This window comes from Roseovarius ramblicola (assembly GCF_042430665.1).
Lineage (GTDB): Bacteria > Pseudomonadota > Alphaproteobacteria > Rhodobacterales > Rhodobacteraceae > Roseovarius > Roseovarius ramblicola.
This window is the reverse complement of sequence record NZ_JBHMEC010000002.1, coordinates 168831-183582: the sequence shown is the minus strand read 5'-3', so window position 1 is coordinate 183582 and position 14752 is coordinate 168831. Positions and strand designations below refer to the sequence as shown.

The 14752-nt window shown below is 68.6% G+C and carries 18 protein-coding genes; 6 read left to right on the top strand and 12 right to left on the bottom strand.

Features of this window, described 5'->3' with window-relative positions; all coding sequences use genetic code 11:
• Positions 1 to 121: 121 nt before the first annotated feature.
• Together ACFFU4_RS01475 and ACFFU4_RS01470 are read right to left on the bottom strand one after the other, a co-directional pair.
• Positions 122 to 1294: an MFS transporter gene (locus ACFFU4_RS01475; RefSeq protein WP_377066316.1), complete on the bottom strand. Its 1173-nt coding sequence runs from the start codon at positions 1292 to 1294 to the stop codon at positions 122 to 124.
• Positions 1295 to 1299: 5 nt separating this feature from the next.
• Positions 1300 to 2229 (bottom strand): histone deacetylase family protein, encoded by a 930-nt coding sequence (locus ACFFU4_RS01470; protein WP_377066314.1) that lies wholly within the window; start codon positions 2227 to 2229, stop codon positions 1300 to 1302.
• Positions 2230 to 2324: 95 nt separating this feature from the next.
• Here ACFFU4_RS01470 and ACFFU4_RS01465 point away from each other — a divergent pair, with 95 nt between their 5' ends.
• The 3 genes from ACFFU4_RS01465 to rlmH all read left to right on the top strand — a co-directional run bounded on the left by ACFFU4_RS01465 (position 2325) and on the right by rlmH (position 4654).
• Positions 2325 to 3638 carry a mechanosensitive ion channel family protein gene (locus ACFFU4_RS01465; RefSeq protein ID WP_377066312.1) on the top strand — a complete coding sequence of 438 codons (1314 nt, stop codon included), beginning with the start codon at positions 2325 to 2327 and terminating at the stop codon, positions 3636 to 3638.
• 182 nt (positions 3639 to 3820) lie between these two features.
• Entirely contained in the window at positions 3821 to 4183 is a 363-nt protein-coding gene (gene rsfS / locus ACFFU4_RS01460) for a ribosome silencing factor (protein WP_377066310.1), read from the top strand.
• Positions 4184 to 4654 carry a 23S rRNA (pseudouridine(1915)-N(3))-methyltransferase RlmH gene (gene rlmH, locus ACFFU4_RS01455; RefSeq protein WP_377066308.1) on the top strand — a complete coding sequence of 157 codons (471 nt, stop codon included), beginning with the start codon at positions 4184 to 4186 and terminating at the stop codon, positions 4652 to 4654.
• Between the two features lie 93 nt (positions 4655 to 4747).
• Here the strand turns inward: rlmH and ACFFU4_RS01450 are convergent, their stop codons facing one another.
• Entirely contained in the window at positions 4748 to 5143 is a 396-nt protein-coding gene (locus tag ACFFU4_RS01450) for a (R)-mandelonitrile lyase (protein ID WP_377066306.1), read from the bottom strand.
• A 200-nt stretch (positions 5144 to 5343) separates the two neighbouring features.
• Between ACFFU4_RS01450 and rpmB the strand changes: the two genes are divergently transcribed.
• The 3 genes from rpmB (at position 5344) to ACFFU4_RS01435 (ending at position 6588) form a co-directional block, all read left to right on the top strand.
• A complete protein-coding gene (gene rpmB / locus ACFFU4_RS01445; RefSeq protein WP_377066304.1) occupies positions 5344 to 5634 on the top strand; it encodes a 50S ribosomal protein L28 in 291 nt (96 codons plus the stop codon).
• A gap of 106 nt (positions 5635 to 5740) precedes the next feature.
• Entirely contained in the window at positions 5741 to 6106 is a 366-nt protein-coding gene (locus ACFFU4_RS01440) for a hypothetical protein (protein ID WP_377066302.1), read from the top strand.
• 23 nt (positions 6107 to 6129) lie between these two features.
• On the top strand, positions 6130 to 6588 hold the full coding sequence (locus ACFFU4_RS01435) for a copper chaperone PCu(A)C (protein ID WP_377066300.1): 459 nt from the start codon (positions 6130 to 6132) through the stop codon (positions 6586 to 6588).
• 140 nt (positions 6589 to 6728) lie between these two features.
• Here ACFFU4_RS01435 and ACFFU4_RS01430 read toward each other — a convergent pair whose 3' ends face one another.
• The 9 genes from ACFFU4_RS01430 to ACFFU4_RS01390 form a co-directional block, all read right to left on the bottom strand.
• The gene (locus tag ACFFU4_RS01430) at positions 6729 to 7508 is read right to left on the bottom strand and encodes an enoyl-CoA hydratase-related protein (protein ID WP_377066298.1); all 780 of its coding nucleotides are present in this window, start codon (positions 7506 to 7508) and stop codon (positions 6729 to 6731) included.
• A gap of 71 nt (positions 7509 to 7579) precedes the next feature.
• Positions 7580 to 8032, bottom strand: coding sequence for a cytochrome c-type biogenesis protein (locus ACFFU4_RS01425; protein ID WP_377066296.1), 453 nt, complete (start codon positions 8030 to 8032; stop codon positions 7580 to 7582).
• Positions 8029 to 9993 carry a heme lyase CcmF/NrfE family subunit gene (locus ACFFU4_RS01420; RefSeq protein WP_377066294.1) on the bottom strand — a complete coding sequence of 655 codons (1965 nt, stop codon included), beginning with the start codon at positions 9991 to 9993 and terminating at the stop codon, positions 8029 to 8031. Before ACFFU4_RS01420 ends, ACFFU4_RS01425 begins: the two co-directional genes overlap by 4 nt.
• Positions 9994 to 10072: 79 nt before the next feature.
• On the bottom strand, positions 10073 to 10639 hold the full coding sequence (locus tag ACFFU4_RS01415) for a holin family protein (protein WP_377066292.1): 567 nt from the start codon (positions 10637 to 10639) through the stop codon (positions 10073 to 10075).
• The gene (locus ACFFU4_RS01410; RefSeq protein WP_377066290.1) at positions 10633 to 11241 is read right to left on the bottom strand and encodes a holin-associated N-acetylmuramidase; all 609 of its coding nucleotides are present in this window, start codon (positions 11239 to 11241) and stop codon (positions 10633 to 10635) included. Before ACFFU4_RS01410 ends, ACFFU4_RS01415 begins: the two co-directional genes overlap by 7 nt.
• 243 nt (positions 11242 to 11484) lie before the next feature.
• The gene (ccmE, locus tag ACFFU4_RS01405) at positions 11485 to 11931 is read right to left on the bottom strand and encodes a cytochrome c maturation protein CcmE (protein ID WP_377066289.1); all 447 of its coding nucleotides are present in this window, start codon (positions 11929 to 11931) and stop codon (positions 11485 to 11487) included.
• A gap of 27 nt (positions 11932 to 11958) precedes the next feature.
• On the bottom strand, positions 11959 to 12987 hold the full coding sequence (gene argC, locus ACFFU4_RS01400; protein WP_377066288.1) for an N-acetyl-gamma-glutamyl-phosphate reductase: 1029 nt from the start codon (positions 12985 to 12987) through the stop codon (positions 11959 to 11961).
• Between the two features lie 34 nt (positions 12988 to 13021).
• Entirely contained in the window at positions 13022 to 13834 is an 813-nt protein-coding gene (locus tag ACFFU4_RS01395) for a glutamate racemase (protein ID WP_377066287.1), read from the bottom strand.
• A gap of 16 nt (positions 13835 to 13850) precedes the next feature.
• The gene (locus ACFFU4_RS01390; protein ID WP_377066285.1) at positions 13851 to 14714 is read right to left on the bottom strand and encodes a lysophospholipid acyltransferase family protein; all 864 of its coding nucleotides are present in this window, start codon (positions 14712 to 14714) and stop codon (positions 13851 to 13853) included.
• Positions 14715 to 14752: the final 38 nt, after the last annotated feature.

Sequence of the window (14752 nt, the reverse complement as noted above, 5' to 3'; positions counted from 1 at the left end):
ACCCGCCCGGAGAGTACGGGCGTTGCCCTCAAATCCGCCTGCAATTTAAAGATGACAGAGGATAGCCCGCGCACCCGCACCGGGCAAGCCTTTCGGCATCGCCATCGCGTCCCGCGCGCCGTCACCCCATGCTGTCGCGGCTGAAGAGATAGATCGCCAGCCCCAGCGCCAGCGCCCCGGCGAAAAGGCCAAAGATCGCCACGTGACCGGCCAGCGCCCCCTGCGCCGCCATGCCGGCATGAAGCGGCCCGGTGAGGAACTGCGCCACGCCCACCCCGCCGATGCCGAACAGGTTGAGCAGCGTCACCCCCCGCCCCGCCAGATGCGCCGGGATGAACGCCCGCCCATGCGCCACGATCACCGGAAAGGACGCGCCGGCAAAGCCGATCACCGCCAGCAGCGCCACCGACAGCACAAGGCTCCGGTCCGGCCAGGCGATCAGCGCCACCAGCGCCAGCGCCGCTGCGAGGTTGCCGCCGAAGATCACCCATTTGCGGCTGCCCACCAACCGGTCGAGCGGGCCATAGGTGAGCGTCCCGGCGATCATCGCCACGCCCATCACCAGAGTCGCCTGCCCCACCGCCCCGGTATCGAGGCCGAACACATCGCGCAGGTAGGGCCCCGCCCACAGCCCGCGCAACGCCGCCGAAGGCGCGTAGGCCACGAACATCAGGGGCAGGATCGCCCAGAGCACGGGCATCCGCAAAAGGTCGAGCACCGAGCCGCGCGCCTCGCCCGTGACCGTTTCGGGATCGCGCACCAGCGCCGCGAGTCCCGCCGCCACCACGCCCGAGATCACCGCCAACCCCCAGAGTGCGGCGCGCCAGCCCATGGTTTCGGCGGCCCAGGCCATCGGGTACGAGGCCACGAGGTTGCCCACCGACCCCACGCCCAGCATCAATGCGGCCAGCGTGGCAAAGCGCGCCGGCGGAAACTGCCGGGCAAAGATGTAATAGGACGCCATCAGCACCGGCGCGCAGCCCACCCCGATGAGCGCCATCGCGAGGATCACGTGCAGCGGCGCCGTCGCCACGGCAAAGAGCGCCGCCCCCCCGCCCCCGCCGATCAGCAGCAGCACCGCGGCGGTGCGCCGCGGCCCCACCCGGTCGAGCGCCCAGCCCACGGGGATCTGCATCGCCGCAAACACCAGGAACCACAGCCCCGAGGCGAATGCCAGATCGTCCGGCGTCGCGCCGAGGTCACGCTCCAGCGGGCCGCTCAGAACGGCGAGAAAGGCGCGAAAGAACTGGCTCAGCACATAGGCGAGGCACAGAAGGATCAGCCCTGCGCGCATCCCCCTCAGCCCGCCCCGCGCGCGATCAGCACGTCGACGTGCGCCGCAGCACTCTCGGCCAGCGCATCGAGGTCATAGCCGCCCTCCAGGCAACTCACCAGCCGCCCGCCGCAGAGGCTGTCGGCCAGATCGCACAGCCGGTCGGTGATCCAGACGAAATCCTCGGTCTCCAGCCGCAAATCGGCCAGCGGGTCGTCGCGATGCGCGTCGAACCCGGCCGAGACGAGGATCAGGTCGGGCGCGAACGCCTCGATCCGGGGGAAAACCTTGTCCTCGTAGAGCCGCCGGAATTCCTCCGAGCCGGTGCCCGGCGCGATGGGCAGGTTCATCACCGTGTCATGCGGCCCGGTCTCGTCCGCCGTGCCGGTACCGGGCCAGAGCGGGAACTGGTGCGACGAGATGAACAGCGCCCGTGCCTCGTCCTCCAGCAGGTCCTGCGTGCCGTTGCCGTGATGCACGTCGAAATCCACCACCGCGACGCGGGCCAGCCCGTGATGGTCGAGCGCATGTTTCGCCGCCAGCGCCACGTTGCCAAAGAGGCAGAACCCCATCGCCGTCTCGCGCTCGGCATGGTGGCCGGGCGGGCGCGCGGCGACAAAGGCGTTGCCCGCCTCGCCCGCCAGCACCAGGTCCACCGCCCGCACCGCGCCCCCGGCGGCACGGTGTGCGGCATCGAGGCTGCCGGGCGACATCCAGGTGTCGGCGTCGATCTGCGCCAACCCTTCGGCGGGGGCGGCGGCGCGAATCGCCTCCACGTAAGCCTTGGGGTGCACGCGCAGCAGATCATCCTCGGCCACCATCGGCGCGGTCACGCGCGTCACCGCCTTGCCCTCCAGCGCCGCCAGCACACGGGCCAGCCGCGCCACCTGCTCGGGGTGACCCTGCGGAGTCTCGTGGCGCAGGCAATCGGGATGGGTGATCAGGGCTGTGGTCATGGCGCTCCTCCGTCTCCGGCAGGAAAAGACCCGGATTCCCGCCCCTTGTCCAGTGCCGCCTTGCCGGCGTGCGGGCCGCGTGCCACTCTCGACCGATGGAAGGCGATGCCGTCACGCTCACCCAGGATATCGCGCTCGGGCTCTGGGCGCAGGCAGAGCTGTTCCTGCGCGGGCTTCTGCGCCCGTGGAACGCCTATCAGGTCGGTATCGCCGTGGGGCTCTTCCTCGCCGCGCATCTCGCCAACCGCGTGCTCGGCCCGCTCTGTTACGACTGGATGCGGCGGCGCGAGGGCTGGCCGAAATGGCGGATGCGCATCCTGGTGATGCTGCACCGGCGGCTGCGGCTCATCTTCTTCGTTATGCTCATGTGGCCCGCAGTATGGATTCTGCGCGCCACCACCTGGCCCAGCCGATCCTACATGCTCTCGATCTTCGCCGAACTGGCGCTGGCCTGGCTCACCATCACCGTCGTGACCCGGCTCATCGGCAATTCGTTCCTGCGGGCGCTGGTGCGCTATGCCGGCTGGACATGGGCGACGCTGCTGATCCTCAACCTCACCGACGAAGCGCAGGCGCTGCTTGACGGCTGGGCCTTTGAGCTTGGCGGCACGCGGCTCTCGGTCTGGCTGCTGGTGCAGGCGGTGATCGTCATCGGGGTACTGTTCGCGCTGGCGCGATTCGTCTCGACGGCGAGCGCCGCGCAGGTGCGCCGGAACGAGGACATCTCGCCCTCGATGCAGGTGCTGGTCGTCAAGGTCCTGCAACTGCTGCTCTACGGTGCGGCGTTCTTCATCGGTCTGCGCACGGTCGGGGTCGACCTCACCGGGCTGGCGGTGCTGTCGGGCGCGATCGGCGTGGGGCTCGGCTTCGGCCTGCAAAAGGTGGTGTCGAACCTCGTGTCGGGCGTCATCATCCTGCTCGACAAGTCGATCAAGCCCGGCGATGTCATCAGCCTCGGCGAGACCTTCGGCTGGATCAATAGCTTGGGCGCGCGCTACGTCTCGATCACCACGCGCGACGGGCGCGAATACCTCATCCCCAACGAGGACCTGATCACCGGCCAGGTGGTCAACTGGTCGCACTCCAACGATTTCGTGCGGCTCGACATCCATTTCGGCACCGCCTATGGCGACGATCCGCACAAGGTGCGCAAGATCGCGAGAGAGGCCGCCAGCGGCGTGACCCGCGTGCTGGCCAGCCCGGCACCGGTCTGCCACATCACCGGTTTCGGCGACAGCAGCGTGGATTACATCCTGCGCTTCTGGATACGCGATCCCACCCAGGGCCTCACCAATATCCGCGGCAACGTCTATCTTGCCTTGTGGGATGCGTTCCAGACCAACGGTATCTCCATCCCGTTCCCGCAACGCGAGGTGCGGATGCTAGAGGACGGGCCGCGGGGTGGGTAAATTTCACGCACGTTCCCGCGCAATCGCCCCGCACCTCTCCGCGTTTCATTGAAAAGTGGCAATTCTCTTGCTACCTTGAACTTAGGCCCGGCACCGGGGCGTAGCGGTGCGCAGCCAAGGAGGACGATGTCCTGTCTCTCATGTCTCACGCGGCCCCTGCCGCTGATTCCCCGGCGGCCCATATGACGCCGCCGCATGTGGCCGATAGCGAAACGCAGCTTGCCGCCATCCTCAAGTCTCTCGACGATGACAAGGCCGAAGACGTCGTGCAGATCGACCTGCGCGGCAAGACGGCGATGGGCGATTACATGGTGATCGCCTCGGGCCGGTCCTCGCGTCAGGTCGCGGCGATCTCCGAGAAACTGGTGGACCGGCTCAAACACGAGCACGGCGTGGCGTCCCGTACCGAGGGCCGCGACACCGGCGACTGGGTGCTGATCGACACCGGCGACGTGATCGTTCACGTTTTCCGTCCCGAGGTGCGCGAGTTCTACCAGCTCGAAAAGATGTGGCAGCCCGCCGGGCAGGCAAAAATTCGGGGCTGAATGCGCGTGCATGTCTGCGCGGTGGGCCGGTTGCGCACCGGCCCGGAACGCGCATTGATCGACGATTACACCACCCGATTCGACCGGACCGGGCGCGGCCTCGGGCTCGGGCCGCTCGACATGCACGAGGTCGAGGACCGCAAGGGCGGCGGCATGGAGGCCGAGGCCGCCCTCTTGGAGCGGGCGATCCCCCGCGGCGCGATGGTGGTGGCGCTCGACGAACGCGGGCAGGTCATGGGCTCTCCTGCCTTTGCCGAGTGGCTCGCCGGATGGCGCGATTCCGGGCGCGGCGACGTGGCCTTCCTCATCGGCGGTGCCGATGGGCTCGCCCCGGCCCTGCGCGCTCGGGCCGATGCCGCGCTGTCCTTCGGACGCATGGTCTGGCCGCATATGCTCGCCCGGGTGATGCTCACCGAACAGCTCTACCGCGCCGCCGCGATCCTCGCAGGCAGCCCGTATCACCGGGTATGAGGCGAGGAATGCCCTGAAGGTGACGTTGAGCACAACGCTTGAGGGGCCGCGCGAGGCAGGAGGCGAACGTCCCTTCCAGACCAGTATCCCACCTCAGCCGCCGTAATCCGCGTCACTCACATGTTCGAGCCAGTCCGCCGCGCGCCCGTCCACCGATTCCTGGATGGCGAGGTGGCACATCATCCGGTCCGGGGCGGCCCCGTGCCAGTGCTCCTCCCCCGGCGGAATCCAGACCGTGTCGCCTTCGCGGATCACCGCGACCGCGCCGCCACGCGTGGCGATCCGCCCCACGCCCGACAATACGTGCAGCGTCTGCCCGCGCGGATGGGTGTGCCACGCGGTGCGCGCACCCGGCGCGAAGGTGACGCGCAGCGCGCGGATATCCGTCTCCGCACCCTCGCCGATCACCGGCTCCTGCCAGACCGGCCCCGTGAACCAGGCCGGGTCGGCGGGGCGGCTTGCGCGCGTGTCGGTCCTGATGATCTCCATGAGACGCTCCCTTGGTGTCCTGTCGATCCTACCCCTGCGCGAACATGATGCAACGCGCGTTTTCGCGCGCGACGGTCTTGACGCTCCCAGGCTTTACGCCTAAAGACCGCTGACGGAATTCGGGGCGCTGCCTGTGGCGGTGCCCGTTGGTATTGAGACGGGGCCGCGATGCGCCCTCACCCAGAGACGAGGATGATCCCATGTCGCGCCGCTGCGAACTGACTGGAAAAGGCCCGATGGTCGGCAACAACTCGAGCCACGCCAACAACAAGACCAAGCGTCGGTATCTGCCGAACCTCAACGACGTGACGCTGCAATCCGAAACGCTGAACCGCGGCATCAAGCTGCGCATCTCGGCGCACGCGCTGCGCAGCGTCGATCACCGAGGCGGGCTCGACGCCTTTCTCGCCAAGGCAAAGGACGAGGAACTGTCCGCCGCCGCGCTGAAGGTCAAGAAAGAGATCGCCCGCGCGCAGGCCGCCACCGCCTGATCGCGCCACGATGCACGGAATCACGGCCCCGTCGCGCGCCCCGCGGCGGGGCTGTTTCCTTTTGTCGCTTGTCGCGCGCGGCCCGGCCCGCCTATACAGGCGGACGATGACCATCCTGCGCGGCATAACCACCATCGCCCTGTGCCTGTTCTTGGCGCTGACCAGCGTCACCCTCGCGGTGGCGCGCGGCGCGCCGGGCCCGGCGGCCGTGGCGGTGATCTGCACCGGCGAGGGGGTGCAGCGGGTGGCCGTCGATGCGGACGGACAGCCCGTATCCCCGCCGCATGTCTGCCCCGATTGCCTGTTGGCCCTGCACGCCACCGCCCCGCGCGATCCGCTGCCCGCGCCGCGCGCTGCCCGTGCCGCCGCGCGCGCGCCCTGCACCGGTTCAGGCCACGCCGCCGCGCCCGCGCGCCCGGCGATGCTGGCGCGCGCGCCACCGCTCCCGGTCCGAGTTTCCGACTTCCCGTAACCAGACCAGACAGGAGCGACACCATGTCCCTCAAATCAACCGTCCTGACGGCGCTTGCCGCCCTCGCCCTTGCCGCGCCCGCCTTCGCGCAGAGTATCGAGATTTACGACCAGTATGCCCGCAGCGCCAGCCCGATGGCCAAGACCGGCGCGGCCTTCATGATGATCCACAACACCGGCGGCCGCGCCGACCGGCTGATCGGCGTCGCCTCGCCCGCCGCCAAGATGGTGCAGCTTCACACCCACCGCGAGGAGGGCGGCGTGATGAAGATGATCCATGTCGAGGACGGCTTCGCCATCCCGGCGGGAGAGACCTTTTTCCTCGAACGCGGCGGCAATCACATCATGATGATGGGCCTGACCGAGCCGTTCGAGCCGGGCAAGACCATCCCGCTCACCCTCACCTTCGAGCAGGCAGGCGAGATCGGAATCGAGGTGCCCGTGGACCTCGACCGCAAGCCCGAACACGGTGCGGAGAACTGATACCACGTTCCGGCGGGGGCGCCCTGACCAGCGCGCCCGCCAAGAGAAGGGTTGGCCTTGAGCGGACATTGCCCCATCCGGTGATGACCCGCGCGGGGTGGATGGCAAATGTCAGCCACAGGCCACAAGCGCCCGCCCCCTCAGCGCCCTTCGAACCGGGCGCTGCGCTTTTCCAGGAAGGCCAGAACGCCCTCCTGGAAATCGCGGCTTTGCCCGCATGCGCCCTGCAGCCGCGCCTCAAGGTCGAGCTGCGCCTCGAGCGTATTGTCCCACGACCCCCGGATCGCCTCCTTGACCGCGCGGTAGGCTTGCGTCGGGCCCTTGGCCAGATGCGCGGCGCGCGCCTGCCAGTGCGCCTCGAAACCGTCGTCGGCCACGCATTCCCAGATCATGCCCCAGTCGCTCGCCTGGCTTGCGCTGATCGGCTCGGCAAAAAGAGCGGCGCCCATCGCCTTGGCCAGCCCCATCTGCCGGGGCAGCGCCCATGTCCCGCCCGCATCCGGCACCAGCCCGATCCGGGTGAACGCCTGCAGGAAATAGGCGCTCTCGGCGGCGATGACCACGTCCGCCGCCAGCGCAAGGTTGGCCCCCGCCCCCGCTGCCGGGCCGCCGACCGCGCTGATCGTCGGCACCGGGCAATCGGTGATCGCGCGCAGCATCGGCACGTATTCCTCGCGCAGCACCCGCTCCAGATCGAGCGTGGCGGCGTTGCCCCCGTCGCCAAGGTCCTGCCCGGAACAGAACGCGCGGCCGTTGCCGGTAAGCACCACCACCCGCGCCTCGCGGCCCGCATGGGTGACGGCATCGGTGATCTCGGCGCGCATCGCGATGTTGAGAGCGTTCATGCGCTCGGGCCGGTCGAGGCGCAGCGTGGCCACGTCATCGGCGATGTCGAGCGTGAGGGTCTCGTACTGCTTCATGGTGGCGCCTCCTGCGTCCGTGTGGCCCCATCAAAGCCCAGGCAGGCGACGGGGCCAAGGGGGACGGCGCGTCATTCCCGCAGAATTTCGCGCAGCCGCGCCTCCTCGTCGGCGCTGAGCCGGTCGGTCGCGGGCTCGGCCTCTTTCGACCGGCGCCGCAGGTAGAGCCCCCCCATCACCAGCCCCGCGCCCAGCATCAGCGGCCCGGCGAGCCAAAGCAGCAGGTTCGCGCCCTCGGCGGTCGGGTTGAGGAGCACGTATTCGCCGTAGCGATCGACGATATAGTCGACGGCCTCCTCGTTGCTGTCACCCGCCACCAGCCGCTCGCGCACCAGCAGGCGCAGGTCGCGCGCCAGCTCGGCGTTGGACTCGTCGATGCTCTCGTTGCGGCACACCAGACAGCGCAACCCGGCAGAGATGTCGCGCGCGCGCTCTTCGAGGGCGGGATCGTCGAGCACCTCGTCGGGCTGCACCGCAAGGGCAGGCGCCGCGAGCACGCACAGGACAAGGACCAGCCGTCTCATTCCGCCGGCACCCCCTGCGGCACCTTGCGCGCCCCCGCCGCCACGCGGAAACGCCGGTCGCTCAGCGAGATGAAGCCGCCCAGCGCCATCAGGATCGCGCCCCCCCAGATCCAGTTCGCCAGCGGCTTGTAATAGCTGCGCACCGCCCAGCCGCCGCCGTCCTGCGGGTCGCCGATGGCAACATAGATGTCACGCAGAAAACCGTTGTCGAGCGCGGCTTCGGTGGTCGGCATCTGCGCCACCGGATAGACCCGCTTCTCGGGCCGCATCGTGCCGATCTCGCGACCATCCTGCCCCAGGGTCAGCGTGGCGACGGTCGCGACGTAGTTCGGCCCCTGCTCGCGATGCACCTCGTCCAGGCGCAGCGTATAGCCCGACAGCTCCAGCGTGTCGCCCTCCTGCATCACGCGGATATCCTCGGCCTGCCACGCCAGCATCGCTGAAATGCCCGCGATGGTCACGCCGAACCCGGCATGCGCCACCGACTTGCCCCAGTCGGCCCGCGGCAGGCGGGTGAGCCGGGCAAGCCGCCCCGCGCCCCGCCCGGTGCGCGACCACAGATCCACCGCCGCCCCCGAGACGAGCCACGCCGCGAGAAACATGCCCACCGGCCCCAGCGCCGAGCGCCCTGACTGCATCGCCCAGGCCAGCGCGCCAACCGCCACCGCCAGCACAAAGGCCGGGGCCAGCGCCCGCAGCACCCGGCGCGCGCGGGCGCGCTTCCACGACAGCATCGCCCCCACCGGCAGCACCAGCCCCAGCGCCACCATGAACGGCGTGAAGGCCGCGTTGAAGAACGGCGCGCCCACCGACAGCTTGCGGTCGAACGCCATCTCCGCCACCAGCGGCCACAGCGTGCCAAAGAACACCACGAACGCCGCGACCGCGAGCAGGATATTGTTGAGCACCAGCGCCGATTCGCGACTGACCACGCCAAACACGCCCTTGGCCTGCATCACCCCCGCCCGCGCGGCAAAGAGCGTCAGCGCCCCCATCATGAACACCGCGAGGATGGCCAGCAGGAACACCCCGCGCTCAGGGTCGGTGGCAAAGGCATGCACGCTCGTCAGCACACCCGAGCGGGTGATGAACGCCCCCACCATCGAGAAGCCGAACGCGATGATCGCCAGCAATATGGTCCAGCTCTTGAGCGCCTCGCGCTTTTCCACCACGATGGCCGAGTGCAAGAGTGCGGCGGCGATCAGCCACGGCATGAAACTCGCGTTCTCGACCGGGTCCCAGAACCAGAAGCCGCCCCAGCCCAGCTCGTAATAGGCCCACCAGGAGCCAAGCCCGATCCCGATGGTGAGAAACACCCAGGCCGCCAGCGTCCAGGGCCGCACCCAGCGGCCCCAGGCGGCATCCACGCGCCCCTCGATCAGCGCCGCCACGGCAAAGGAGAAGGTCATCGAGAGACCCACATACCCGAGGTAGAGGAACGGCGGATGAAAGGCGAGGCCGGGGTCCTGCAACAGCGGGTTGAGGTCCTGCCCGTTGAACGGCGGCACGCCCATGCGCAGGAACGGGTTGGAGGTGAACAGCACGAAGGCGAGGAACGCCACCCCGATCATCGCCTGCACGGCCAGCACCCGCGCCTTGAGGGTCGGCGGCAGGTTGTCGCCGAACCACGCCACTGCGGCGCCGAAAAGGGCCACGATCATCACCCACAGCAGCATCGAGCCCTCGTGATTGCCCCAGACGCCGGTGATCTTGTAGAGCAGCGGCTTGTCGGTATGGCTGTTGAGCACCACCAGCCGCACCGAGAAATCCGAGGTGACAAAGGCATAGGTGAGCGCGGCGAATGACGCCGCGATCAGCAGGAACTGCGCGATGGCGGCGGGCTCGGCCACCGCCATCCATCCGGGCCATCGCCGGTGCGCGCCGACAAGCGGAATCGCCGCCTGAAGACAGGCGACGAAAAGGGCGAGGATGAGGGCGAAGTGACCGAGCTCGATAATCATGCACAGGAGTATATGCGCTCAGCGTGCCCCGTCCAATCGCAATCGGCGGGAATCGCGGATCACATTGTCGCGGCCCGGCTCAGCGTCCGGCGCGCCACTCGGCCAGCGCCGGGTTGTCAGCGGGGGCGGTGGCCGCCAGCGTGGCGCGCGCATCCGGGCCGGGATCGGCGGCACCGGGGCTGTCGTGGCGCAGCGCGCGCAGCCCCTCGACGGTGGCCAGCACCTGCGGCGCGCGCGCCAGCGTCTCGGCCAGCCCGCGCTGAAACGCCTGCCCCTTGGCCTGATGGCGCGCCCCGAAATAGAAGCTCACGATCGCGCCCAGCAGCCACCACAGCGGTTCGGGCACCAGCGCCAGCCCCGCCATCCGCTCGCCGAACCACAATGGGTCGACCATCGCCGAACCGAGCAAACCCAGCGTGCCCAGCGCCATCGCCGGGCGCGGCAGGCGGTTGAGCCCGTCGACCACCCGGTCAAAGACGCCCCGCTGCCCGGTGCCGAACTCCGCCGCCATCTGATCGAGCGCGGCGCGCTGCATCCCGGCCGCGCGGGCATCGGCGGCCTCGGCATTGACGCGAAACACCTCCGCCGTCTCGGCGACCACGTTGCCGCCACCGCCGAACAGCGCCCGCAGGATATCGCCTACCATTGCACCACCCTCCCTTGAAATTCCGCGTCGCTCAGACGATAGCGCGGCGCGATGAACTCTTCCGCGCGCCGGATCCACCCGCCCTTGCCGCCCGCGCGGCTGCGCGCGAACTTGCGCAGCGCGGGGCGCGCATCGGCCAGCCGGAAATAATAGCCGCGCCGCGCGATCCCGTAGGCGTCGGCGATGTGGTCGGGGGCGTCGCGCGCGGCGGCTTCCGCCGCGGCCAGTGTCTTTGGCCCGATCACCCCGTCCACCGCCACCGCCTGCCCCATCTCGCGCAACAGGCGCTGCAGGATTCGCACGGCATTGGCCCCGGCGTTCACCTGCATGTCGAACACGCTCGCACGCAACGCCTCCGGCAACCGCGCGATGCCGGGGCGGTGGTAATAATGCTCGATAAAGAGATCGACCGCCTGCGCGCGTGTCACCCGCCGCACGTCGGCCACGTCCACATCGCCATCGCCGTCAAGGTCGAGCCCCAGACGCCGCAGCGTGTGGATCGTCACCCCGAAATTCGTGGCCCCGCCCGGATCGTCCGGGTCGTTGACGAAGCCGCCCTCGCGCGCGACGATCTCTTCAGCTATCCGCTCGACACTCCGCATCCGCCTGTCCGCCCCGCGCTGTGAAACACGGGCGAGAGGATCGTTGCAGACAGGTTAACGCGCGCCTGACGCAGCGCGCGCCGACGCCTCGGCGTGGCTTCTTCTTGGCAAAAATACTCGAAAACCGACACCGACGGCCCTAGAACGTGTCGTGTTCATGCGCATTCACGCGTCACGCTCAAACTGTTTCATTTCGCATGTTCGAGGAGCTCAAAACCGGTTCCCACTTTTGAGCAACATGCTCTAGCTTCCGCCCGGCTCCTGATAGACGCCCTGCTCCTTGAGCGCGTCCACGACCTCCTTGGGCATGTAATCCTCGTCGTGCTTGGCGAGGATTTCAGAGGCTTCAAAGACGCCATCGCGCAACGAGCCGGTACCGACCATGCCCTGATTCTCGGCAAAGAGATCGGGCAGGATGCCGGTAAACGTGACCGGCACCGACGCGCCGCCATCGGTAACGGTAAAGCGCACGGTTTCGCCCTCGCCGCGCCGGATGCTTCCCGCCTCGACCAGCCCGCCGATGCGGAACACCTCCGTCGGCGCGGGCGGCTCGGCGGCGACCTGGCTGGGCGAGCGGAAGAAGTTGATGCCGTCGCGCATGCCGTAGCCGATGAGCGCGGTGGCCGCGATCAACGCCACGGCGGCGATGGCGATGACCTGCACTCGGCGTTTCTTCTTGAGGGTTTTCATGGGCAGCGTCCGCGTTCAGGGCCCGCGTCAGGGAAAGACCGGGGCCAGCATCAGGCCGGTTGTCTCCGGCAGAGATAACATCAGGTTGGCGTTTTGCAATGCCTGCCCGCTGCTACCTTTTGTCAGGTTATCGAGCGCGGCGATAACGATGGTCCGGCCCGCGCGCCGGTCGGGCACCACGCCGACATGGCAGAAATTGCTGCCCCGCACATGGCGCGTACTCGGGGCATCGCCCATCGGCAGCACCTCGATGAACGGCTCGCCGTCATAGGCGGCGGCAAGCGCCTCGTGGATCGCCCCCGCCTCGCCCCGCACATAACCGGTGGCGAGGATGCCGCGATTCGCCGGGATCAGGTGCGGCGTGAACTGCACCTGCACGGGCCGTCCGGCAAGCGCCGAGAATTCCTGGTCGAACTCGCCCAGGTGCCGGTGCGTGCCCCCCACCGCGTAGGCGTGGTAGCCCTCGCTCAACTCGGCATGGAGCAGGTTCTCTTTGAGGCTCCGCCCCGCCCCCGACACCCCGCATTTCAGATCGAGGATGATCTCGTCGAGATCAATGACCCCCGCCGCGATCAGCGGCCGCAGCATGTATTGGCCGGTGGCGGCGTTGCACCCCGTCCCGGCCACCAGCCGCGCGGCGGCGATCTCGTCGCGGTAGAACTCCGTCAGCCCATAGACCGCCTCGTTCTGCAACCCGGGCGCGGCATGGGCGTTGCCGTACCATTTCTCGTAATCCGCCGGGTCGCGCAGCCGGAAATCGGCAGAGAGGTCCACTATCCGCAGATCGCGCGGCAGCCCGGCGATCACCTCCTGGCTGGTCTTGTGCGGCAGCGCGCAGAAACACAGGTCGATGCCGGTGAAATCGATCTCCCCGATCGTCACCAGATCGGGCAGGTCGAGATGACGCAGATGGGGGAACACAGCCCCCATCGCCTGCCCCGCCTTGGAGTTGGCGGCAAGCGCTGCGATCTCGATCCCGGGGTGGGTGGCGATGAGCCGGACAAGCTCGGCCCCGGTATAGCCGGACGCGCCGAGGATGGCGATCTTGTAGGTCATGGAAGTGTCCTCGCAGAGGATGGTCAGTCAGGGATCAGGCGGGCCGGAACGCGATCTCTCGTCGCAGGAACTGCGTCGCGCGGCTCGACACCCGCTTGGGATCGCCCGTGGTGAGAAACATCGCCTCCTCCCCCGATCCCAGCTTGCCGGGGTGGCGCCCGAGGTAATCGGCGAGGCTCGCCGCCACCAGCGCGGGCTGCGAATAGACCGACACATCGGGGCCAAGGGCCTCGCGAAACACCTCCTCGACCAGCGGGTAATGCGTGCAGCCCAGAACCGCCGCCTGCGGGTGCGGCATCTTGCGTTTCAGCGCGTCCACATGGGACCGCACCAGCGCCTCGGCGAGGATCATGTCGCCCTCCTCGATGGCATCGACCACGCCGCCGCAGGCCTGCGCCTCGACATCCACGCCGATGGCGCGAAACGCCAGTTCGCGCTGGAACGCGCGGCTCGCCACCGTGGCGGGCGTGGCAAATAGCGCCACGTTGCTGACCGCCACCTCGCGGGGCGGCGAGTTGTCGCCCCATTGCCGCTCGGTCAGCGCCTCGATCAGCGGGACAAACACGCCCAGCACCCGCTTGCCCTGCGGCACCCAACGTTCCTGCATCCGCCGAAGGGCGGCGGCGGACGCGGTGTTACACGCCAGGATCACCAGATCGCAGCCCGCATCGAACAGCCGCGCCACGCCGGACTTGGTCAGGTCATAGATGTCGTCGGCATCGCGCACCCCGTAGGGCGTATGCGCGTTGTCACCGAGATAGACCAGCGGCACCTCGGGCAGGCGCTTGTGCACCGCGTCCCAGACCGTCAGGCCACCCAGCCCGCTGTCGAAAATCCCTACCGCCATGAGGCCACCCGCAAAATCAGTCGAATTCGAACCCGATCTCGGAGGCCGCGACCGGGTCCGGCGACAACTCATACGTCCTTTGGCGCAGGAACGCCATGAGCGATTTGGTGTCGCCCGCGTACCGGTCAAGCTCGGGGCGCGGGACGGGCGCACCGATCACCACGCGCACCGGGCTGTCCACCCGCGCCTTGAATTCCTTGATCAGCAGGCCCATCCGCAGCGTGGAATGCAAGTGGCTCGCCAACTGGAACAGGCGGCTTGTGTGACCGTCGAAATAAACCGGCACCACCGTCGCCGCGCTCTTGGCGATCATCCGCGCGGTAAAGCCGCGCCAGCCCGGATCGAGCGGGCGCGAGAACGGCTTCGCCGAGGTGCTGACCGTGCCGCCGGGAAAGATGCCGATGGCCCCGCCCTGCCCCAGATACGACAGCGCGGTCCTGCGCGTTTCGAGGTTGAGCGCCACCGCCTCGCGCGTCTCGTCAAAGCTGACCGGCAGGATCATGCGGTCGAGATCGGCGGCCTTGCGAAACACCTTGTGCGCGAGGATGCGGAAATCGCCGCGCGTGCGCCGCAGGATATGCCCCATCATCAGCCCGTCGAGGATGCCGTAGGGGTGATTGGCGATCAGGATCAACGGCCCCTCGCGCGGGATAGCGTCCAGACTGCCGCCGATGATGTCGAGGCTGAGCCCGTAGCGCTCGACGATCACCTCCCAGAAATCGCGCCCCTGCAGGACCTCGCGCTCGTAGCCTGCCGCCCGCTTGATCAGCCCGATCCGGCCGGTCAGGTTCTCCATCGTGCGGATCATCGCGCGCCCGCCCTTGGTCTGGGCCGAATAGGCATAGCTGATGTCGCGGGCGATGTGGCGGTCGGGGCGCATGGCGGTGTCCTGATCTGAGTCGCGCGTGGGCTACGTTT